18 protein-coding genes are annotated in these 23,373 nt (G+C 42.6%); 9 read left to right on the top strand and 9 right to left on the bottom strand.

All coding sequences use genetic code 11. The features are described 5' to 3' along the window. Positions 1-2,073 carry a pitrilysin family protein gene (locus AB9K32_RS15315; RefSeq protein WP_293298665.1) on the top strand — a complete coding sequence of 691 codons (2,073 nt, stop codon included), beginning with the start codon at positions 1-3 and terminating at the stop codon, positions 2,071-2,073. 154 nt (positions 2,074-2,227) lie between these two features. On the opposite strand, the gene AB9K32_RS15310 is transcribed toward AB9K32_RS15315, so the two are convergent. From AB9K32_RS15310 to AB9K32_RS15285, 6 genes are all read right to left on the bottom strand, one after another. Next, positions 2,228-2,506, bottom strand: coding sequence for a F0F1 ATP synthase subunit epsilon (locus AB9K32_RS15310; protein WP_224836209.1), 279 nt, complete (start codon positions 2,504-2,506; stop codon positions 2,228-2,230). A gap of 88 nt (positions 2,507-2,594) precedes the next feature. Continuing rightward, positions 2,595-4,103: a F0F1 ATP synthase subunit beta gene (gene atpD, locus AB9K32_RS15305; protein WP_224836208.1), complete on the bottom strand. Its 1,509-nt coding sequence runs from the start codon at positions 4,101-4,103 to the stop codon at positions 2,595-2,597. Positions 4,104-4,265: 162 nt separating this feature from the next. Next, on the bottom strand, positions 4,266-7,028 hold the full coding sequence (locus AB9K32_RS15300; RefSeq protein ID WP_224836207.1) for a TonB-dependent receptor domain-containing protein: 2,763 nt from the start codon (positions 7,026-7,028) through the stop codon (positions 4,266-4,268). A gap of 205 nt (positions 7,029-7,233) precedes the next feature. Beyond that, the gene (gene glmS / locus AB9K32_RS15295; protein ID WP_252080789.1) at positions 7,234-9,081 is read right to left on the bottom strand and encodes a glutamine--fructose-6-phosphate transaminase (isomerizing); all 1,848 of its coding nucleotides are present in this window, start codon (positions 9,079-9,081) and stop codon (positions 7,234-7,236) included. A 124-nt stretch (positions 9,082-9,205) separates the two neighbouring features. Further along, positions 9,206-11,035: a DUF4270 family protein gene (locus AB9K32_RS15290; protein ID WP_369885669.1), complete on the bottom strand. Its 1,830-nt coding sequence runs from the start codon at positions 11,033-11,035 to the stop codon at positions 9,206-9,208. Positions 11,036-11,040: 5 nt separating this feature from the next. Then, entirely contained in the window at positions 11,041-11,850 is an 810-nt protein-coding gene (locus tag AB9K32_RS15285; protein WP_293298611.1) for a glycogen/starch synthase, read from the bottom strand. A 102-nt stretch (positions 11,851-11,952) separates the two neighbouring features. Between AB9K32_RS15285 and panC the strand changes: the two genes are divergently transcribed. Genes panC through AB9K32_RS15265 form a run of 4 tightly spaced genes read left to right on the top strand, consistent with a single transcriptional unit; the run spans position 11,953 to position 15,300 of the window. Further along, positions 11,953-12,801, top strand: a complete 849-nt coding sequence (gene panC, locus AB9K32_RS15280; RefSeq protein ID WP_338197061.1) for a pantoate--beta-alanine ligase — start codon at positions 11,953-11,955, stop codon at positions 12,799-12,801. Positions 12,802-12,813: 12 nt separating this feature from the next. After that, complete coding sequence (gene panD, locus AB9K32_RS15275) at positions 12,814-13,164, top strand: aspartate 1-decarboxylase (protein WP_224836202.1); 351 nt, start codon at positions 12,814-12,816, stop codon at positions 13,162-13,164. Positions 13,165-13,167: 3 nt separating this feature from the next. Further along, positions 13,168-14,133 (top strand): lysylphosphatidylglycerol synthase transmembrane domain-containing protein, encoded by a 966-nt coding sequence (locus tag AB9K32_RS15270; protein ID WP_224836201.1) that lies wholly within the window; start codon positions 13,168-13,170, stop codon positions 14,131-14,133. A gap of 24 nt (positions 14,134-14,157) precedes the next feature. Then, positions 14,158-15,300 (top strand): alpha/beta hydrolase, encoded by a 1,143-nt coding sequence (locus AB9K32_RS15265; RefSeq protein WP_369885668.1) that lies wholly within the window; start codon positions 14,158-14,160, stop codon positions 15,298-15,300. Positions 15,301-15,385: 85 nt separating this feature from the next. Here AB9K32_RS15265 and AB9K32_RS15260 read toward each other — a convergent pair whose 3' ends face one another. Then, positions 15,386-15,883 (bottom strand): hypothetical protein, encoded by a 498-nt coding sequence (locus tag AB9K32_RS15260; RefSeq protein WP_369885667.1) that lies wholly within the window; start codon positions 15,881-15,883, stop codon positions 15,386-15,388. Positions 15,884-16,084: 201 nt separating this feature from the next. On the opposite strand from AB9K32_RS15260, the gene radA reads away from it, so the two are divergent. Together radA and AB9K32_RS15250 are read left to right on the top strand one after the other, a co-directional pair. Beyond that, positions 16,085-17,443, top strand: coding sequence for a DNA repair protein RadA (radA, locus tag AB9K32_RS15255; protein ID WP_369885666.1), 1,359 nt, complete (start codon positions 16,085-16,087; stop codon positions 17,441-17,443). Positions 17,444-17,492: 49 nt separating this feature from the next. Beyond that, on the top strand, positions 17,493-19,649 hold the full coding sequence (locus tag AB9K32_RS15250) for a PQQ-binding-like beta-propeller repeat protein (protein WP_369885665.1): 2,157 nt from the start codon (positions 17,493-17,495) through the stop codon (positions 19,647-19,649). A 2-nt stretch (positions 19,650-19,651) separates the two neighbouring features. Here the strand turns inward: AB9K32_RS15250 and AB9K32_RS15245 are convergent, their stop codons facing one another. Both AB9K32_RS15245 and AB9K32_RS15240 read right to left on the bottom strand, forming a co-directional pair. Further along, a complete protein-coding gene (locus AB9K32_RS15245; RefSeq protein ID WP_252080795.1) occupies positions 19,652-20,692 on the bottom strand; it encodes an aldo/keto reductase in 1,041 nt (346 codons plus the stop codon). Between the two features lie 74 nt (positions 20,693-20,766). Beyond that, entirely contained in the window at positions 20,767-21,531 is a 765-nt protein-coding gene (locus AB9K32_RS15240; protein ID WP_338197073.1) for an exodeoxyribonuclease III, read from the bottom strand. Between the two features lie 135 nt (positions 21,532-21,666). Between AB9K32_RS15240 and AB9K32_RS15235 the strand changes: the two genes are divergently transcribed. Beyond that, a complete protein-coding gene (locus tag AB9K32_RS15235; protein ID WP_369885664.1) occupies positions 21,667-22,221 on the top strand; it encodes a cysteine hydrolase family protein in 555 nt (184 codons plus the stop codon). 37 nt (positions 22,222-22,258) lie between these two features. Next, complete coding sequence (locus AB9K32_RS15230; RefSeq protein ID WP_369885663.1) at positions 22,259-23,365, top strand: Gfo/Idh/MocA family protein; 1,107 nt, start codon at positions 22,259-22,261, stop codon at positions 23,363-23,365. Positions 23,366-23,373 lie beyond the last annotated feature (8 nt).

Raw genomic sequence — 23,373 nt, 5'->3', positions numbered from 1 at the left:
ATGAAAAAGTATTTAGTTTTAACCGTGCTGTCCTTGTTTATGACAGCCGCTTACACGCAAATAGACAGGAGCACACAGCCGAAACCTGGCCCTGCTCCAAAAATCAACCTAAAAGAGCCTGCGCGTTTCGAACTTAAAAATGGGCTAAAAGTGCTTGTTGTCGAAAATCATAAATTGCCCAGGGTCCGCATCCAATTATCTATAGACAACCCTCCTATTATGGAAGGGGATAAAGCAGGCGTGTCCGCCCTTACCGGAAGTTTACTGGGCAAAGGCTCCAAAAATATTCCAAAAGATGAGTTTTATGAAGAAGTTGACTTTTTGGGCGCCAACATTTTTATTGGGGACCAAAGTGCCTTTGCAAGTTCACTATCCAAATATTTTCCAAGAATTCTAGAGTTAATGGCCGATGCCGCGCTAAACCCGAATTTTACCCAAGAGGAGTTTGATAAGGAAAAAGAGAAAATTATCACTGGCATCAAATCGGAAGAGAAAGATGTTTCAGCGATTGCAGAAAGAGTTCAGGCCGCTTTGGCCTACGGTAAAAACCACCCGTATGGTGAATTTATGACGGAAGAGACCGTAAACAATGTTTCCCTGATAGATGTGGAGCAATTTTACAGGTCTTATTTTGTGCCCGCCAATGCCTATCTGGTAGTGATCGGCGATGTTGAGTTCGATACGGTAAAGGAATTGGTTACAAAGGCCTTTACCCCATGGTCCAAAGCCGCACCGCCATCTTTCACCTATTCCGACCCCAAAGATGTACAATACACCCAGATCAACTTTGTTGATGTGCCCAACGCCGTACAATCCGAGGTAGCCGTGGAGAACCTTACCCACTTAACAATGAAGGATGAAGACTACCTGGACGCTCTTTTGGCCAACAGAATTTTAGGAGGCGGAATGCAGTCCAGATTGTTTCAAAACTTAAGAGAGGACAAAGGATACACCTATGGTGCCTATTCTGGCATCAGGGCAAACAAATACAGCCCTATGAGATTTGATGCCTTTGCACAGGTTCGAAATATGGTTACCGATAGCTCAGTTGTGGAAATATTGAAAGAAATCCAAACTATAACTTCCGAGCCGGTTTCGGATCAAGAGTTGGCCAACGCCAAGGCAAAATATGCAGGTAGCTTTGTAATGGCCTTGGAAAAACCGGAAACGGTAGCACAATATGCCTTGAATATTGAAACACAAGACCTTCCACAAGATTTTTATAAAACTTACTTGGAACGATTGGATGCCATTACCAAAGAAGATGTACAAAAGGCCGCGCAAAAGCACTTTACTACTTCAAATGCTCGCATAGTGGTTACTGGCAAGGGCAGCGATGTTTTGGAAAACTTGGAAAAGGTGACTTTTAATGGAAAAACCGTACCCGTGCTATACTACGACAAATATGCCAATAAAACAGCAAAGCCAGATTACACTGCTGGTATTCCAGAGGGCATGGATGCCAATACTGTTTTGACAAACTATATAAAGGCTGTTGGCGGTAAATCCAAATTAGAAGGCGTTAACTCATATTCTATGATTGCTGAAGCTGAAATGCAAGGTATGAAGTTGGAGCTGGAAATGAAAAAGACTACCAAAGATCAGTTTATGCAAGATGTAAAAATGCAGGGCAATTCCATGCAAAAACAAGTTTTGGACGGAGATTCCGGTTATATGGTAGTTCAAGGCCAGCGTAAAGACCTTTCACCCGAAGAAATCGCAAAGATAAAGGAAGAAGCCGCAGCATTCCCGGAGCTAAACTATTTAGCCGCCGGCGATGTTACCTTGGAAGGTGTGGAGCCTGTTGGTGATTCCAAAGCATACAAGCTAAAAATAAGCGATAACAAAACAGCATTTTATGATGTGGAAACTGGACTAAAGGTACAAGAAACCAATACACAGGAAGTACAAGGACAACAAGTAACCAGCACCATTGGATTCGATGATTACCAGGAAGTTTCCGGCATTAAATTCCCGTTCAAGTTAATACAAAGTATGGGACCTCAAAATATGGAGTTTATTGTAAAAGAAATCAAAGTTAACGAGGGTGTAGAAGCCACTGACTTTAAATAAGATATACTTTGATTCCATTAAAAAGGCGCCCAAAAAGGGCGCCTTTTTTTATGATTATTCTTGATTATTTAAAAAAACTTGCCCCTAATAATATTAGCTCAAAACAAAAAGCCGCTCCAATGGAACGGCTTTTTTATGAATGAATTCATTTATTTCAATCGGCTAGGACGATTACTTTATTGTCCTTCATCTCCACGGTACCACTCGATATTGCCAAAACTGTTTCCCCATTGTTTCCTTTGGAAAACTTATCGGCAAAATCCTCATCAATGGTGATGTTACCTTTCACTTTTACGTTTCCAGCTTGCAAAAGAGATACGATAGGTGCGTGGTTCTCTAACATCTGAAATTCTCCATTCACTCCTGGTACGGTAACCGAGGTTACGTCTCCTGAGAATAAAGTAGCTTCGGGTGATACTATTTCTAAATACATATTTATTAGTATTGAGATATTAGATGTGAGTATTGAGATATGAGCAAAAAGAAATCTAACTACTCAATACTAGCATCTGAAATCTTTTTTAGGCTTCCGCCAACATTTTCTCTCCAGCCTCGATAGCTTCCTCGATGGTACCTTTAAGGTTGAAAGCAGATTCAGGTAGGTGATCCAATTCACCGTCCATGATCATATTAAATCCTTTGATGGTCTCTTTAATATCAACCAATACCCCTGGAATACCTGTAAACTGCTCAGCTACGTGGAAAGGCTGAGATAAGAAACGTTGCACACGTCTAGCTCTACCTACGGCCAATTTATCTTCTTCAGAAAGTTCTTCCATACCCAAAATGGCAATAATATCCTGAAGCTCTTTATAACGTTGCAACAACTCTTTTACACGCTGTGCACAATCGTAGTGCTCTTTACCCAAAATCTCTGGAGTCAAGATCCTAGAAGTGGAATCCAAGGGATCCACAGCAGGATAAATACCCAACTCCGCAATTTTACGGGATAGTACGGTTGTTGCATCCAAGTGAGCAAATGTTGTAGCTGGTGCAGGATCCGTCAAGTCATCCGCAGGAACGTAAACCGCCTGTACAGATGTAATGGAACCTCTTTTTGTTGATGTAATCCTTTCCTGCATGGCACCCATCTCTGTTGCCAATGTTGGCTGGTAACCTACCGCAGATGGCATACGACCTAAAAGTGCGGACACCTCTGAACCTGCTTGGGTGAAACGGAAAATGTTATCTACGAAGAAAAGAACGTCCTTACCTTGTCCTTCTCCCGACCCATCACGGAAATATTCTGCAATCGTTAAACCGGACAATGCCACACGTGCACGAGCCCCGGGTGGTTCGTTCATCTGACCGAACACGAATGTTGCTTTGGAATCTTTCATTGCGGTTTTATCCACTTTGGATAGATCCCATCCGCCTTCTTCCATGGAGTGCAAGAAATCGTCTCCGTATTTTATAATGCCGGACTCCAACATTTCTCGAAGCAAATCGTTACCTTCACGAGTACGCTCCCCAACACCTGCGAACACGGACAAACCACCGTGACCTTTAGCAATGTTGTTGATCAACTCCTGGATCAATACAGTTTTACCTACCCCGGCACCACCGAACAATCCAATCTTACCTCCTTTTGCGTAAGGTTCGATAAGATCGATTACCTTAATACCTGTAAAAAGTACTTCTGTAGAAGTGGAAAGGTCTTCAAATTTTGGTGCTTCCCTGTGAATTGGAAGTCCATTGTCGCCAGTTTTAGGTAATTCTTCCAAACCATCGATAGCGTCACCGATCACATTAAAAAGACGTCCGTAAACATCTTCTCCGATTGGCATTTGGATTGGATTTCCGGTAGCTACTACCTCTACACCTCTGCTCAATCCATCGGTAGAGTCCATAGAAATGGTCCTTACTGTATTCTCACCAATGTGTGATTGTACTTCCAAAACCAATCTTGAGCCATCAGCTTTTGCAATTTCAAGGGAGTCATAAATTCTTGGGATCTCTACCCCTGATTCAAACTCAACATCAATGACCGGGCCTATAATTTGGGCAACCTTACCTGTTACTTTAGACATTAGTATGTTTATTTATAATTGAATACGCGGAAAATAACCGCTATTTTTTCGGCTGCAAAGATATGCTTTTACATTCTTATTCAGAAACTGATTTTCAGTTTTTTTTAAAGAAAAAAGGCGTTGGAAAACCCAACGCCTTTACTTTTTCTTTTTTACTACGGTTTAAGGGTTTATAGTCCAGGACAGATAATATATAGAACCTACAAAACCAGTACCGATCGCCGTGTAATATTCATCTCCCAAAATATTGGAACCACCTACTTTAAAGACAGATTTTAGAGATGGTACGGAATAATTGAGCTGTGCATCCAGTACGGTAAACGCAGGAATATCGCCATCGGCAAATGATGCTTCCCAGAAATAGCTATCGCTCCACCTGTAGTTTACATTGAATCCAAAGTTTTTGAACAACTCCGAATTTCCAAATGAAGCTTTCACCTTATGCTTTGGAGTGTTAAAATTTGTTCTTAAGTCAGGATATTTCCCTTCATCTATATCCAATTCAGCGAATGTATAGTTTACGCCAAGATCAAAGTTTCCTATTTTGGTATCTACCCCAAGAGTAGCGCCATAAGAATTTATATCGGCCTCTGAGTTGGTATATGTTTGATATACTTGGTAATCTCCATTCTGTATAGCCAAGAGGGAAAGACCACCATCGCCTGCTTCACCATAAAAAGGTACAGCTGTAGTTGTGTTGGCCAAGAAATCGGAATAACTATTGTAATATCCGCTCAAATCAATGGTAAACCTGCCCACTTGTCCCCGATAACCTGCTTCGTAAGCAATAATTTCTTCAGGCTTAACAAGCGGCGTATTAACTGCCTCAGGAGCACCTGCTTGCAATGAGCTAGTTGAATAAGCGTTTTCGTAGGCTGCCCGACCAACAATTTCTACGGTAGCTGGTTGACCCAAATCATCTTGAGCTTTTTGACTTATATTAAAGGTACGCACATCCCTATCCAAGTTAGCTGGTGCAGAACCTACCAAAATGGCACGACCCGCATTTAAACCAATAAACAAATCCTGTGTTGTCGGGTTTCTAAAACCTTGCTGCACGGAAACCCTAAGATTATGGTTACGCTCCTCTCCCAATGTATAGGCAAAAGAAACCCTTGGTGAAAGGAAACCATCAAAAAACTCATTTTTATCGTAACGTGCAGACCCTGTGAATTTTAGACGATCGTCCAAGAATTTTTTCTGAACTTGTAGGTAAGCACCGTATTCGTTGTATTTGATCGGACCATCGATATCGGTAAAAATGGTTCCGTTGGAGTTCAGTTCATATTCCCTGAACGAACCTCCTATTTGAACATCTGCCCAATCATCAATTAAATGAGCCAGGTTATAGTTACCATTTACGTGACGGAATTTGGTCTTATCGATAAACTTGGCACCGGTCGTCAAGTCACCATCATTTACAACTGTATTAAAAGCACTTTGGAACGCAGGTGTGCCTGGAATTAATCGCCCTTGATCGGCAGCTTGCCTACCAGCAATATGTGCTTGGGCCGAAGCCTGTTCAGGAGTAAGTCCTGCTCCTTGAATTCCTCCTAGATAAGTAGGAATATAAGCCCCTGCATAATCTGTAAACCATTGAGTATCGGATTTCCAAGCCCTATTCACATTGATTGCCGCAAAACGCGTGTCGTACGCATCCCCGGAGTTCTCGGATACGATATATCCTCGGATAAAGAAGTTGTCGTTTTTGATCTCCAACTTATGCTGCTGCATGGTAAAGCCTGATACTGCGTAACGGTTTGCCCCTTGATAGATGGTTGTCCCCCTACCTATTCTACTGTTCAAAATTATTTCAAGATCATCCGCAAACGGCCTGTAGTGCAACGCAAAATCAGATTTTATACTTTCTGCTCCGTAGTCGGCCAAATCCGCCTCATCATACCCTGTTCTTGATATCAAAGCAGTTCCAACCGTTCCTGTTGGGAAACCAGCTGCGGCATCAAAATCCAACAAGGTAGAAACCTCATCACCATAAACGTTCAATCCGTCGTAAGCTGGATTGGAACGATCGGCCCCTGGGTTGTTTAAATCTACGCGACTATTGGCATGCCAATCTTCGCCCGTTAGTACCGAAAGGTTCGCCTTTATCGCAAGCTTGTCGCTAAAAGCGTGGGCGGCACGCACTCCAAAATCCTTATAAAAATTACTGCCGGCGGCATCTTGGGTAGTTACCCCTGCCTTGGCATAAGCACTGATTCCTTGAAAATCGAAAGGATTTTTACTTCTCATAAACAGAATACCGTTAAAGGCACCTGCACCATAAAGTGCGGAAGAGGCCCCTGGAAGGATTTCTACACTTTGCACATCCAACTCGGACATACCCACTAGGTTACCAAGAACAAAGTTGAGCCCGGGAGCTGTATTGTCCATGCCATCCACCAATTGCAAAAACCTGTTATTGGCAAAAGTGGCAAAACCCCTGGTGTTAATGGACTGGAACGTTAAACTGTTCGTGTTTATATCCACCCCTTTTAAATTTTGGAGACCCCCATAAAACGACTCTGCCGTGGTATTCTTAATTTCCTTTAGACCGAATCTTTCTACGGATACCGGCGATTCGAAGATACGTTCCGGGGTCCTCGAGGCAGAAATAACGATTTCGTCCAACATTGTATTGGCTGCCGAAAGCGTAATGGAAAGTGTTTGGTTGTTAGATGTTACATCGGTGGTAAAATCTGAAAATCCTATACTCGAAAATTGAAGTTTGAACGGGGGTGTTTCCGAAGTATTAAATGTAAAGTTTCCATCAAAGTCCGTAGTGGTTCCTTCTGCTTTGCCCACCAAAACCACGTTGGCACCTGGTATGGGTTCATTGTTTTCATCAACTACTTTTCCCTGAACCGTAGTTTGACCGTAGGTGGCCAAACCAAGCAGCATTAGGGAAACAAACATAAGTTTTTTCATTTGCTATGGATTAGAGTTAATTTAGTTTATGTGCTTGTTTGTATCAAATGGGAAGATACATTTTTTTTTATTCCAATTATACAAATTTGAAAAAAATTATGCATGCATAATACTTTTTTGGCAAAAAAAAGTATCCATATCTACGTTTTCAACAAAAAAAGGAGCCCATATCGGCTCCTTTCTCCTAAAAATATGTTTTAAAAATTTATTCTACCGTTACCGATTTGGCCAAATTTCTTGGCTGATCTACGTTACAGCCCCTCATTACCGCAATATGATAGGATAACAATTGCAATGGGATTGTTGTGAGCAGAGGGGAGAGACTTTCCGATGTCTCCGGCACTTCGATGACATGATCTGCCAGCTCCTTTACCGATTGATCTCCTTCTGTTACAATAGCAATGATCCTGCCTTTTCTGGATTTGATTTCCTGAATATTGCTGACCACTTTTTCGTAATGTCCCTTTTTGGTAGCTATAACCACTACGGGCATTTGTTCATCGATCAAAGCGATTGGGCCGTGCTTCATTTCTGCTGCTGGATAACCTTCTGCATGAATGTAACTGATTTCTTTTAGCTTAAGCGCTCCTTCCAAGGCTACCGGAAAATTGTACCCCCTGCCCAAATACAAGCAGTTGGCCGAATCTTTGTACGTTTCGGAAATTTCCTCTACCAAGGGGTTGGACAACAAGGCCTTTTCCACTTTGGCGGGCACCGCTTCCAATTCAGTTAAATATTCATGAAATTTAGACTGGGAAAGTGTTCCTTTTTCCTGTGCCAGTTTTAATGCGATCAAACTCAACACCGTAATTTGGGTCGTAAACGCCTTGGTCGATGCCACCCCGATTTCCGGTCCTGCATGGGTATATGCACCGGCATGTGTTTCTCTTGCTATGGAAGACCCTACAACGTTGCACACTCCAAACACAAAAGCTCCTTTTTCTTTGGCCAATTTTATAGCTGCCAACGTATCGGCTGTTTCACCTGACTGCGATATGGCAATAAGGACGTCGTTTTCGGTTATCACGGGATTCCTGTACCTAAATTCCGAAGCGTATTCGACCTCCACAGGAATTCGTGCCATGTCCTCAAAAATATACTCGGCCACCAGACCTGCATGCCATGATGTTCCACAGGCAACTATTATGATTCTATTGGCATTCAGGAATTTTTCAAGGTTTTGATCGATCCCCGCCATTTTTATGATGCCCTTATCGGCCAACAAACGACCTCTGTAGGTATCCATAATAGCCTTGGGCTGCTCATAAATTTCTTTGAGCATAAAGTGATCGTATCCTCCTTTCTCAATCTCTTCAAGATTGAGCTGCAACTCCATAATGTTGGGATAGGCAATGGCATCATCCTTTATTTTTCGGAGTTTGATTTCCTTTCCGATACGCACAATGGCCATTTCTTCGTCTTCCAAATAAACGGCATTGTTCGTAAATTCTATAAATGGTGAAGCATCCGAAGCAATAAAATACTCGTTCTCTCCTATACCGATGGCAAGTGGACTTCCCAACTTGGCCACTACGATCTCATCTGGTTTGTTTTTGTCGAAAACAGCAATGGCATAAGCTCCAACAACCTGATTCAATGCTATCTGCACTGCTTTGCCCAGCTTAACTCCTTCTTTTTTCTTAACTTCTTCTATTAGATTGATGAGCACTTCGGTATCCGTATCGGATTCAAAAGAATACCCCCTTTTTATCAAAGCCTGTTTAATGGACTCGTAGTTTTCTATGATTCCATTGTGTATAATCACCAAGTCGCCAGAATTTGAATAATGGGGATGCGAGTTTACATCGTTCGGCACGCCGTGTGTAGCCCATCTTGTATGGCCCAAGCCCAACTTCCCTTTAATGGGTATCGTGGTCTCCGCCTTGTTTTTTAAATCCTCTACTTTGCCCTTGGTTTTGGCCAAATGGATGTTTTCTCCATCGAAAAGAGAAACACCGGCACTGTCGTACCCTCTGTATTCGAGTCTCTGTAACCCTTTGATTATAATTGGATAGGCATCTCTATGACCTATATAACCGACTATTCCACACATAAGTTTTTTTTTAATTAATAACCATCTGGGGGATTGGTCCTCAAATTTAAAATGTATACGTTAAAATATGCCGTTCTGGTTCTTTAAAACGATAAACGTTTAAAAAACTACGATAAATACAAGGTTAGTTGGCCTTAGTGTAGTAGATTTCAAGCTTTAGCTTTCGGTCTTCTTCTTCTGGGGCAACATTACTTCCATAGAGTATGGTTCCCAATGGGCTCATTGCGGCACCAACCGGATAATCTATCTCTTGCATGTCGCTCCCGAGCGCTTCTTGAACCGCGGTTAAAGCAATGTTCGGGGTTAAGGTCAAGCCCAATTTAGCGTTTACGGAATCCCTAACGATTATATTATTGATGTGCTCCGTAATCCGAACCGTGTATTTTACACCTTGATTGTTGCTGGACTGCAACACTCCGTCGTGGCTCGCAAAATATCGCAACGAATTTGGTCCAGAATTCGGCGTTACATCCTCGTTGGCAATATTGTACAGGGGTAGATTGGTTTCTGCGTTGTACAGATAAAGCCTTGGCGGTTCGACCACGGAAGTTCCCAATGTCTCGCGATCCACGTAGAACACCAAATTTGCCTCGTTAATGATCCAATTGTTCTGCTTGATTTCATTGATGATCGTAGCGCCTCCGTTTTCCACTTCATCGAACAAACGCACCTCGGCAAGAGTGGCCCCTCCTTTTACATAAATTCGAGAAGCATTCTCTTCGGAATTCAATGCGCTCTCAATTTGTGAAGGAAGCATGTCGTTTTCGAACACGTTAACCGCATTTCCAGTAATCTGACCATTGGTATTGGCTACCAACAGACGAAGTGTAAAATCTTTCTCCGCGACCACAACTTCCTCAGTCTCGGCATCATAATCGTTATACTCGTAGGTAATAGTGATGTTGGCTTGGGTCAAATCCAACAAGAACATAAGTTGCTCCGTATCGGACCCCGCTAAGTGGATACCTCTTATAAAATTTCTAAAATTGGATTGCCTCAACAACTCAGGCTGACCTTCTTTATCCAAAATGTTCTGTTGAAAAAAATCCGGGTTTAGGGGAATTCGAATGCCCGGGGCAATTCTACTCTCTACAACTGTTTGTGATTCATCTACATCTGCCGTATCGGGGTCATCTTCGGCAAAAACCAAGGTTTCGATATCGTCAATGGTTACTGTTTTTTGACCTTCGATTGACAATTCTTCGCCGATAAAAGCCGAAAAATCCTGATTGGAGTAATATTCTTGGGCTTCTTCAAAATTAGAATTCGGGTCCAAATCGCGCAAGAAGTAATTAGATTTGGAAACTGTCAATTCAAAAGTTTGGGTCCTATCGCCGTATATACTGTCCAAATCAAACCTATTGGGATAAATATTGGCAACAAATCCTTCGGCGGTGCCATCTTCGTTTGGGTCGTACGGATTGGAGCCAATGATCCTTTCCTGGTTATCGGTGACACCATCGCCATCGTAATCAGAATTTGGGTCTTCCGCATCCTCGCCACTTTCCAGTTCATCCGGAATACCATCACCATCAGAATCCGGCGAGGGGGCTGTTTGAAAAGGTATGGTCAAAAACACTTCTTTCACCGTTTCGTTTTCCTCTACCGTTGTGGCATTATCGTCCGAGTCGGCCGTATCCTCCACCTCTTGCCTCAGGTCTCCAAAGGTTGGGGCTTCGGCGGACAATGCAAGTTGGGAAATTATGCTGGCTTTTCTTTGTCCATATACAGGGTCGTTGAATGTACCCAGTTGGTACAAAGGCAATTTATTGGTCTGCACGGCAGTTATACCTTTATTAAAGGCAAAAACATCGTACTCTACTTTACCCGTACTGAAGGGTTCTCCTGCAACAACACCTTCGCCAATGGTGTCCATTTCATCATCACACGAAGCGATCAGCAAAAACAAAGTTCCAACAAGTGTCGCAACTTTGGTAATCTTGGAAAATCTCATTCAAACTATTTTAGAACCTCTGTATTATAGAAATTTGTGTATGCCTCCTCTGCTTCTTGAAGCGGGACATAAGGCAATACTGGTACGGAAAGATTATCTATGTGGTTTTTTAAATCCTCGGACAAATCCTCCGCGGCTAAAATAACGGCATCGGAATGATCTACGGCAACCTTTAACAAATTATTATACTCGGGCTTGGCAAGAACGGAAACTTCCTCTTTATCAATACCATCGAAAGCTATTTTGTTGATCATTTCGGCATCCAGCTCACCTTCAAAATCCTTGCCGTAAACGGAAGTAACAATTCTACTATCGGCGAACAAGGGTTCATCAGCATAATATTTTCTGAGGTAAAGTGGCACCATAGAGGCCATCCAGCCATGAACGTGGATAATATCTGGGGACCAGTTCAATTTTTTTACGGTTTCCACAACACCTTTGGCAAAAAAGATGGCGCGTTCGTCGTTATCCGGGAACAAATTCCCATCGGCATCTGCAAATGTTGCCTTTCTTTTAAAATACTCATCGTTATCAATAAAGTAGACCTGAATCCGTTCTTTTGGTATGGAGGCCACCTTAATGATCAAGGGCATATCCATGTCGTTGATCACCAGGTTCATCCCCGATAAACGTATTACCTCATGTAATTGATGCCTTCTTTCGTTAATATTTCCATACCTTGGCATAAATATCCGTATTTGCCCACCATTACTGTTCACCATTCTAGGTGCTTCGTAAGACATTAAGGAAACAGGATTCTCTGGGAGGTAGGGAACTAATTCAGAAGATACAAACAATACCTTTTTACCATTCATAAACGCTTTCTTTTGTTTATCTGAAAAACATAGCTGCAAAAGTACAAAAATTATGCTGATTAGCTGTATTTGTAGTATTTTTGCACCCTTTTGTACCTGTATATGAAGATTTTCGACCGTAAAAAAGAACTCAATGCCTTTAGTTTGGAGGAGCGCAGAAAAGACCGCACCATTGGTCTTGTCCCCACTATGGGCGCATTGCACTCCGGTCATATTTCGTTGGTAAAAAAAGCCTTATCCGAAAATGATTTTGTGATTGTCAGCATTTTCGTAAATCCCACCCAATTCGACAAAAAGGATGATTTGGAAAAATATCCGAGAACTTTCCAAAAAGATGTAAGCCTTTTAAAAGAAGTATCTGAAAACATAGTTGTTTTTGCACCTACGGTAGATGAGATTTATGCTGGAAACCTTAAATCCGAATCTTACGAGTTCGATGGATTGGACAAAGTAATGGAAGGCGAATTTAGAACAGGACATTTTGACGGTGTCGGCACTATTGTGGAGCTTTTGCTGCGAACTGCCGAACCTAACAAAGCCTATTTTGGAGAAAAAGATTTTCAGCAATTACAGATAATCCGAAAAATGGCCGAAACAAAAGACCTTCCATATACCATAGTAGGATGCGCCATTGAGAGGGAACCCCATGGACTTGCCATGAGTTCCCGAAACGAAAGGCTCTCTAAAGAAACCCGCGAACAGGCCAGTTTCATTCACAAAACCTTACAGACTGCCAAAGCTAAAATTGGCACGAAAAGTGTTAAAGATATTACGGATTGGGTCACTTCTGAATTTGAAAAACAACCTTTGTTCGATTTAGAGTATTTTGAAATAGCCGATGAAAACACATTGACACCCGCTTTAAAAATTCAGGACAACCAAAAATATAGGGCGTTCATTGCCGTTTATGCGGATGGCGTTCGCCTAATTGATAATCTAAGATTGAATTGATATTTTTGCACCATGCAAGTAGAAGTCGTAAAATCTAAAATTCACCGAGTAAAAGTTACCGGGGCAGACCTAAATTATATAGGAAGCATTACCATTGATGAAGATCTTATGGATGCCGCCAATATTATTAGAGGCGAGAAAGTGCAGATCGTGAACAATAACAACGGCGAACGATTGGAAACTTATGCCATTCCCGGACCAAGAGGTTCCGGTGAGTTGACATTGAACGGTGCCGCTGCCCGAAAAGTAGCGGTCGGCGACGTATTGATCCTAATTACCTACGCTTGGATGGATATCGAAGAAGCAAAAACATTTAATCCAGCATTGGTGTTCCCGAACGAGGAAAACAATCTACTCCAATAAATTTTGGGCAAATCCCTAAAAAAATTCCTTAAGATATTTGTACCCATTGGATTTGGGCTTTTCTTGGTTTGGTACTCCTACAACTCCACCACACCGGAAGAACGCAATCAAATTATCCATTACATTTCCAATGCAAGCCCATTCTGGGTGGTAATATCCGTAATTATAGGCATACTGAGCCATATTTCCCGTGCCATTCGCTGGAAATATCTCTTGGAACCCATGGGTTACAGGCCAAAAACCTCAAATACAATATTTATTGTCCTTATATCCTATTTTGCCAACTTGGGCATTCCCCGTTCTGGTGAAATTTTAAGGGCAACAGCACTTACCACCTACGAAAAAGTTCCATTTGAAAAAGGTTTCGGTACAATCGTTACTGAAAGAGTAGTCGATTTATTGATGCTCTTGACCATCATTATGACTACCTTGGTGCTCCAAACCGATTTTATCCTTGGGTTTTTAGAAGAAAAAGGAGTCAATTTCGTAGGCGCTATCGGTATTTTATTAGCAGGCATAATAGGTTTGTTCCTGGGGTCGTACATAATTCGCAAATCCAAATTTCCTTTGGCCCTTAAGCTAAAAGGGTTTCTATCCGGCCTGCAGGATGGAGTCCTCAGTGTTTTTAAAATGAAGAACAAATGGCCGTTTATCCTTCATACTCTTTTTATCTGGACCGCCTATTTTGGCATGTTCTGGGTCATTAAATATACTGTGGAAGAAACCATCCCGTTATCCTTGGGCGAACTATTGGTCGCTTTTGTCGCGGGAGCCTTCGCCATGTCCACAACTAATGGCGGAATAGGCCTGTACCCTATCGCCGTTAGTGCCGCATTGGGCATTTATGGAATAAGTTCTGTTTCTGGTGATGCCTTTGGCTGGATCATGTGGATCGCCCAAACTATTATGGTGGTTGTTTTTGGTACAATATCCTTTGTTGTATTACCGTTATTGAATAGAAATCGGTAAGCCCCAACCGCTAAAACTTAACCAATGAAAAAAAGTCTATTATTACTGATAGGCCTTATTTGCCTGAACTCCAATGCCCAGGTAAAAAAAGAAATCTTTGAATCTTTCAAACTCCAGGAACGAAGGGACGTCTCCTATTATTTCCCCGAAGATTATTCCGATGACAAACTGTATCCGTTGATCGTGGTTCTCGATGCCGACTACCTTTTTGATTTGGTCGTTGCCAACGTTAAATTCCAAAGTCGATTGGACCGCATGCCCGAGGCCATCGTGGTTGGAATCCACCAAGCAGAAAACGATCTAAGATGGGAAGATTGCGATTATGATGAAGCCTCAGGATTACCGACCGAAAAAGGTAAAATGTTCTATGAGTTCTTGGGAACGGAATTAATTCCCTACATGGCCACCACATATAAAATTGCCCCCTTTAAAATGTTCGTTGGATACGATATCACTGCAAATTTCGGCAACTTTTATTTGTTCAAGGACAATTCATTCTTTAACTCTTTTGTGAGTATCTCACCGGTACTGGCAACCGAAATGGAGAATCGTGTCCCCGAGCGTTTGTCCGCATTGGACCAAACTATTTTTTATAATCTAATTGTAGAAAAGGCACCATCGGACGACAGACAGCGCATACTGCAAATGAACCACAGCATCAATTCCATAAAAAAAGAATCGTTGCACTATTTTTTTGATGAATACGAAGAGGCTGATCACGAATCCATCGCAGCTTACGGGATCAGCAAAGCATTCGATAACGTATTCAAAATATATAGACCAATTACCCCCGAGGAATACAAAACTGAGATTGTTACTTCCGAAGAGCCCGTATTTGACTACTTGGAAAACCGATACAACACCATTGAAGATCTATTTGGGTTTGAAAAACAAGTGGAACTCAACGATATTATGGCCATTTATGCCGCTTGCTTAAAAAAACAAGACTACGATTCCTTAAAGCCATTGGCCGATCTATGCAAAAAAGAATTCCCAGAAACCATGATGGGGTTTTATTTTGAAGCAGAACACTATGAGTTCATCGGTGAGCCCAAAAAGGCATTTAAAGCGTTTGAAAAGGCGTTCCAAATGGAAGAAATCGACTTTTTGACCAAAGATTTGGCTCTTCAAAAAATAGATGCGCTCAAGGAAGACTTTGGATATTAGTAAACTGGATTATTGGATAGTTGGATTGATTCGCGATATTTGGATTGGCTAAACTAAAAATCTGATGGTCTAAAAATTGTTTGCTTTAAAGCGAGCTTACAGGCTTGTGCGAACTATAGGCAAATAGAGCAATATCAAAGTCTTTTTTTCCTAAAAGGAATTGAATAAATGAAGGTTGTTTAACCAATTCACTCTTATCCAATTCTAAATTTTTAATCCTTGAAACATTTTTATTACTTGGTTTTCCATCTGGACCATTAAGACAAAACAAATAGAGGTTTTTACTTGGCAACTCCTTAATAGAGAAACCATATTTTAGCAAATTATCTTCATAATCACTAAACTTGAAATTTTCTTGCAACCAAAAATCTAGTTTTTCAAGCTCTTCCTTATCATCAAAATTATCAATCTCAAAATCACTTGTATAGCTTAACAAATACCTCCCCAAATTGAATGAAAATTCATCTGGAAATTTTTCTCCAAAGAATGTGTCATATCTATCATATTCATTTGAAACATAAAAAATTGATAAGACAAAAAACAATGTGATTACAATAGTTCTAACTTTTCTTAGGGTCTCCATATTCATATTTACTTTCCCTATGTTGAAGATACCATTTTTCTATTGATTGAGGATATCAAATAACCCAGGCCTAGAACCGTGAGGCGGAAAAATGATTTCATTTATTGTTGATATCTGATGACCTCATTCCAAAAATCCAACAATCCAACAATCTAATCATCCATCTAAATCCATATCTTTAGGCCCCTCATTGAATTCTGAATGGCCAAGACCAAAACAGCATTTTTTTGTCAAAATTGTGGAGCTCAATTCCCAAAATGGATCGGGCAATGTTCCTCTTGCAAGGAATGGAACACCATTGTAGAAGAAGTTGTCCAAAAAGAGGACAAAAAAGGGTGGAAAACAGATCGGCCCGCCAACACCTCCAATAAGCCGCTTCGTGTTTCCGAAATAACACAGGAAAAGGAACTCCGCTTGGACACCAAAGACCAAGAGTTCAACCGCGTGTTGGGCGGTGGATTGGTACCAGGGTCTTTAACCTTATTAGGGGGGGAACCCGGTATTGGAAAAAGTACCTTGTTGCTTCAAATCGCGCTAAAACTGCCCTATAAAATACTTTATGTGTCGGGGGAGGAGAGTCAAAGACAAATTAAAATGCGAGCAGACCGTATTCAACCTAAAAGCGAGAATTGCTACATCCTTACCGAGACCAAAACACAAAATATATTCCAGCAGATTGCCTCTATTGAGCCCGATTTAGTGGTCATCGACTCTATTCAGACCCTGCACACGGATTATATCGAATCCGCAGCGGGGAGCATTTCCCAAATCCGGGAATGCACCGCGGAACTGATCAAATTTGCCAAGGAAAGTCATACTCCTGTTATTTTGGTAGGACACATCACCAAAGATGGAACTATTGCGGGTCCAAAGATCTTGGAGCATATGGTGGATACCGTTCTCCAGTTTGAAGGAGACCGCAATTATGTATACCGCATTCTTCGTTCCCTTAAAAACCGCTTTGGTTCCACTGCCGAACTGGGCATTTACGAAATGCAAGGAAGCGGCCTGCGTGAAGTAAATAATCCTTCTGAGGTTTTGATTTCCAAGAGCGACGAAGATCTTAGTGGTACGGCAATAGCGGCCACGGTGGAAGGTATGCGACCCTTGTTGATAGAAATTCAGGCCTTGGTAAGTACAGCGGTCTACGGAACACCCCAACGTTCCGCTACAGGTTTCAACGCCAAACGATTGAACATGCTATTGGCCGTTTTGGAAAAACGAGCAGGTTTTAAGTTAGGGGCAAAAGATGTTTTTTTAAACATCACCGGTGGAATATCCGTGGATGATCCTGCCATTGACCTGGCTGTTATGGCCGCCATCCTATCCAGCAATTCCGATATCGCCATAGAAAAAGGCGTTTGTTTTGCCGCAGAAGTCGGACTTGCTGGAGAAATTAGACCAGTGCAACGAGTAGATCAGCGCATTCTCGAAGCCGAAAAATTGGGCTTTTCCAAAATATTTGTCTCCAAAAACAACAAAATAGGCCTAAAACAATCCGGCATACAGATTCAAAAAGTATCCAAGATCGAGGACGTGGTTTCCCATTTGTTCGGGTAAACCTTAGTTGTAGGTTTCTTTATATATTTAGGAAACTTTCAAACTGCACATGAAAAGATATTTCCCATTAACCTTATTGACGCTACTGACAGCTTGCTCAAACTTTGACAAAAACAAAGCCGACAAGCCCTATTTCACTACCTGGGAGCACTATTTGGGCGACCCCGAACGCACACACTACTCCAATCTTGATCAAATTGACACAGCAAATGTTTCCCAACTAAAATTGGCATGGAGCTATAAGAGTGGTGGGCTTCAAGAAGGTAGAACAACACAGATTCAAACCAGTCCACTCATGGTTGATGGGGTCCTGTATGGCGTCAATGCCGCCATCGAGCTGTTTGCCCTCGATGCAACCACGGGCAAGGAAATCTGGAAATTCTCGCCAAAAACCAAGGATGAATCAGGTTTAGGACTTAATCGGGGCCTGAATTATTGGAAATCGGATGGAGAACATCCCGGCCGTATCTTTTTCTCATCGGGACCCAAACTTTATGCTGTCGATATAACATCCGGCAAACCCATCTCCTCCTTTCGAAACAATGGCAGTATCGATTTAAGGGAGGGTCTGGGCAGAGATCCCAGCAAATTATCCGTGGTATCGAACACGCCCGGCGCAGTTTTTCAAAATATATTGATTCAAGGCACCCGAGTGGGCGAAGGTCCAGGCTCTTCACCCGGGTACATACGGGCATATGATGTGCTCACAGGTGAAATTTTGTGGACCTTCCATACCATTCCACAGCCGGGAGAGTTTGGTTATGATACTTGGCCAGCGGAAGCATATAAAAAAGTAGGGGGCGCCAATAGTTGGCCCGGTATGGCCTTGGACACCGGACAGGGCATTGTTTACATTCCCACAGGGTCAGCAGCTTTTGATTGGTATGGGGGCGACCGTGAAGGTGCCAATCTTTTTGCCAATTCCCTTTTGGCGCTCAATGCCAATACAGGCGAACGAATTTGGCATTTTCAAATGGTGCATCATGATATTTGGGACCGTGATTTGCCCGCTCCGCCCAACTTAGTTGATATTCAACGGGATGGACAAACCATTCCTGCCGTAGCACAGGTCACCAAAAGTGGCCATGTGTTCGTGTTCAACCGTATTACGGGAGAACCCTTGTTTCCTATCGAGGAAAAAACCTATCCCAGTTCCACATTGCTCGGTGAAAAGGCTTTTGAAACCCAACCCTTACCCCTAAAACCTGCTCCATTTGCACGTCAGATATTGACAGAAGACGATTTGTATGCGCCCGACCGCACCGCATTTGTGGATGATTTGGTTTCAGGGAACAAAACTGAAAATACGCCTACGGTGCTTGAAAAGTTCAAGTCCATCACATCCAAGGGACAATTTATTCCCATGGATACTACAGGGGTCATTTTGTTCCCTGGTGCCGATGGGGGAGCCGAATGGGGCGGAGCTGCCCTCGACCCTCGTGATGGGGTGATGTACGTAAATGCCAACGAAATGGCATGGATCATTAAAATGAAAGAGGTTGGTGGCGGCGCCGAAGGCTCCAGCGTTGGACAAAGTCTGGCACAAATCCACTGCGCCCGATGCCATGGCGGGGAACTGCAAGGTTTGGCCGGTATTCCGGCACTTCAGAATATAAAGTTGCGTTTGGAATCCGATTCCATAAAGACCATCATCCAAAAAGGGCGTGGTGCTATGCCGGGGATGCCCAATCTTTCGGCAGATGAAACCGATGCCATTACGGAATTTCTAATGGATATGGAACAAGCAAAAGATCACCGAGTGGAAAAAATAAATATAGATGTGCCCTATTCGGTCGCTAGTTTCGCACGATTTAAAGATGACAGGGGCTATCCCGTAGTGAAACCACCATGGGGGACCCTGAATGCCATCGACCTCAACACAGGTGAGTATCTATGGACCGTGCCGTTGGGCCATGAGGAAAGTTTGCAGGACCCGAATGTGTCCGTTTCCGGACTCGAAAATTATGGAGGGCCTGTCATCACCAAAGGTGGAGTGCTATTTATTGCTGCCACCAAAGATGAAAAAATCCGTGCGTTCCATATGAAAACTGGGAAGCAACTTTGGGAAGATAAACTCCCCGCAGGCGGTTATGCCACTCCGATCACCTATCAAGTGGAGGGCAAACAATACCTTGTCATTTCATGCGGAGGCGGAAAAATGGGAACTGCTTCAGGTGATGAATATCGGGCATACGTCCTCGAGTAAATCTAAGGAGCAGGGTTAGGAATTGCATTGTGTATCTCCTCAATGCCATCCAATACCTCATCGGAAAGGTCCACATCGATACTGGCGATGTTTTCCTTGAGTTGTTCCATAGTGGTAGCACCAATGATATTGCTCGTTAAAAATGGTCGGGTATTTACAAATGCCAAGGCCATTTGAGCGAGGCTAAGATTGTGTGCCTTGGCCAAGTCAGCATATTTTTGTGTGGCCTGTGTAGCAGTTTCTCCACTATAGCGACTATAGTTTGGGAATAATGTTATCCGTGCTTTTCTAGGTGGGATTTCGGTAAGGTATTTACCGCTCAGCACCCCAAATCCAAGAGGAGAGTACGCCATTAAACCAATTTGTTCCCTCATCGAGATTTCGGAAAGACCTACTTCAAAAAGTCGGTTAAGAAGGCTATACGGGTTCTGAATGGTACGCATTCGGGGCAATCCTTGGTGGACTTTGCTCTCCTCCAAATAGCGCATGGTGCCCCAAGGGGTTTCGTTGGACAATCCTACATGCCTAATCTTACCTTCGGCAATCAAATCTCGTAGCGTCTCCAAAACTTGGTGTATGTTGTCGTCCCAAACATCAACAGCATGGGCATTGTAACCTCTTTGACCAAAATAATTGGTATTCCTTTCTGGCCAATGGAGTTGGAACAGGTCAATATAATCGGTCTGTAATCGCCTTAGGCTTCCTTCTACTGCACTAACCAAAGCTTCTTTACTGAACCCGGTACTTCGAATATGGTTTGCGACCTGCCCCGGTCCTGCAATTTTTGAAGCCAAGACCACCCTATCCCGATTCCCTGTTTTTTTGAACCAATTCCCGATCAATTCTTCTGTAACGGCATATAATTCCTTTTTGGCCGGAACGGGATATAATTCTGCCGTATCAAAAAAGTTAACGCCTTGGTCTAGGGCATAGTCCATTTGCTCCTGCGCTTCCTCTTCATTGTTTTGGCGCCCCCAGGTCATGGTGCCCAAGCAAATTTTGCTGATTCGGATATCGGTATGCGGGATTCTGGTATATTTCATTTTTTACAAATTAGGACGGTTAACGATTGGGGCTCTCAAACCCAACCATCTTACTTTCTACCTTTAGAATAGCATTATTTTTCAACCTCCAATAAAATGGGGCAGTGATCACTATGTTTGGCTTCGGACAAAATCACGGAACGCTTTAACCGATCTTCCAAAGGATTGGCCACCATGCCATAATCCAAACGCCAGCCTTTGTTGTTGGCCCTGGCATTGGCGCGATAACTCCACCAGGTGTAATTATCGGGTTCCTTATTGAAATGCCTAAAACTGTCAATAAAGCCACTTTTCATAAAATTGCCGATCCATTCGCGTTCCACAGGCAAGAATCCCGATACGTTTTTGTTTCGGACAGGATCATGAATATCTATAGCTTCATGACAAATATTATAGTCTCCCAACACAATTAAATTTGGACGTTCTTTCCGAAGCTCATCTGCATATTTCTGAAAATCGTCCATATACGTCAATTTAAAATCCAGGCGATCCATATTGGTGCCGGATGGCAAGTACATGCTCATTATGGAAAGGTCTCCGTAGTCGGCTCGGATATTTCTTCCTTCATGATCCATGTAGTCGATCCCCGTACCAAATTCCACATGGTCCGGCTCCTCTTTACAAAGTAAAGCCACGCCGCTATATCCTTTTTTTTGGGCGCTGAACCAATAATTATGGGAATATCCGGCCTCTTTAAAAACAGTAGTATCCAATTGCTCCTCCATGGCCTTGGTCTCCTGCAGGCAAACCACGTCAGGGCTCACCGTTTCCAACCATTCCACAAATCCTTTTTTAAGCGCTGCCCGAATACCGTTTACATTGTAGGATACAATTTTCATATACTCAATTTTGTTCAAAAATAGCTATTGTGAACGGCTCCTTAAAATTGAATTTACCTATGAATCTATCAATGGAATGAATTGATGTCCCTTTTTTTGATCTTTTCGTTTACTTTTAAGCCAAAAAGTTTCCTCATGACAGCTCTTGTTCTAATCGATGTCCAACGCGGACTACAAGAAATCGGGTTTTACGGCACAGAAAGAAACAATATGGATGCCGAGGAAAATTGCGGAAGGTTATTAACGTTCTTCAGGAAAAAACAATGGCCCATCTTTCATGTAAAACATAATTCCACCGACCTTGGTTCCCCTTTGCACCCAGGTAAAGTAAGTAACTCTTTTCATCCGGCCGTGGAACCTATGATCAATGAACCGATTTTTGAGAAAACGGTGAACAGTGCTTTTATTGGCACTGAACTGGAGGCTCGATTAAAAACAGAGCACATCACTAATTTAGTGATAGCGGGTCTAACGATAGAACATTGCATTTCCACCTCGGTAAGGATGGCGTCGAATTTAGGTTTTACCGTTATTTTGGTTTCCGATGCGACCGCTGCCTTCGATAAAATAGGACACGATGGCAACACATACGCTGCTGATGTTATTTTCCACGCAGAACTGGCCAACCTTAAAGATGAGTTCGCAACGATAAAGGATACCGACACCATATTGAAAGAACTTGATCATTAGTCCCTATTTTTACAACTCTAATAATTCTGTTATTCTTATGGTAAGATCAGCCTCATTTTTTATATTATGTTTCTTCCTTGCAATCGTACAATTGTTCAGTCAGCCCGAACCGCTTAAAATTGGTATCGCAGGCCTCACGCATACCCATGTTCACTCGATTTTGGGCCGTGATGCCATTGGCGACATCAAAATTGTGGGCATTGCGGAACCAAATCGTAAGCTTGCCCAACAATATGCCGATCAACACGGGTTTTCCATGGATTTGGTCTACAACAGCCTAGAAGAAATGATTGCCGCTACCCAACCACAGGCAGTAACCGCATTTGGCAACATATTCAATCATTTGGAAGTAGTTCAGACCTGTGCACCAAAAGGAATCCATGTTATGGTAGAAAAACCATTGGCGGTAAATATGCGACATGCCAAAAAAATGAAAGCGCTTGCACAAGAACACCGTATACATCTGCTCACCAATTACGAAACCACTTGGTACCCGACCAACCATAAAGCAAAAACCCTCTTGGACAATGGCAAAATTGGCGACCTTAAAAAGGTCGTTGTCCGGGATGGTCATCGCGGACCCGTGAAAATTGGGATTAACGAAGAATTTCTGGAGTGGCTCCAAGATCCCGTGCTCAATGGCGGTGGTGCCCTCACCGATTTTGGCTGTTACGGGGCAAATCTTATGACGTGGCTATTACAAGGCAAAAAACCAAATACCGTTACCGCTGTTACCCAACAATTACAGGCGGAAAACAATCCCAAAGTAGATGATGATGCCGTTATAATTCTTACTTATGACGGCTGCCAAGCGGTATTACAACCTTCTTGGAATTGGCCCATAGGCAGAAAGGATATGGAACTTTATGGCTTAACAGGTGCTATTTATGCAGATAACAGAAATACACTTCGGGTAAGAACTGCAGAAGGTTATGATGGCTACCAAGAAGAAATCTCAATTTTAGAAGAAAGACCATATCCCTACAACGACCCATTTTCACTTTTAGCTGCTGTGGTGCGCGGTTCCGTTGAGTTAAACCCAAATGATCTAAACGCGCTCGAAAACAATATGACCGTAGTGGAAATATTGGATGCTGCACGCAAAAGTGCAAAAACGGGCAAAACCATCAAACTAAAAAAATAACCTCTACC

Source organism: Allomuricauda sp. XS_ASV26 (assembly GCF_041224615.1).
GTDB classification, from domain to species: Bacteria; Bacteroidota; Bacteroidia; order Flavobacteriales; family Flavobacteriaceae; genus Flagellimonas; species Flagellimonas alginolytica.
The sequence above is the reverse complement of the archived record's forward strand: the minus strand, read 5'-3'. Positions and strand labels throughout refer to the sequence as shown.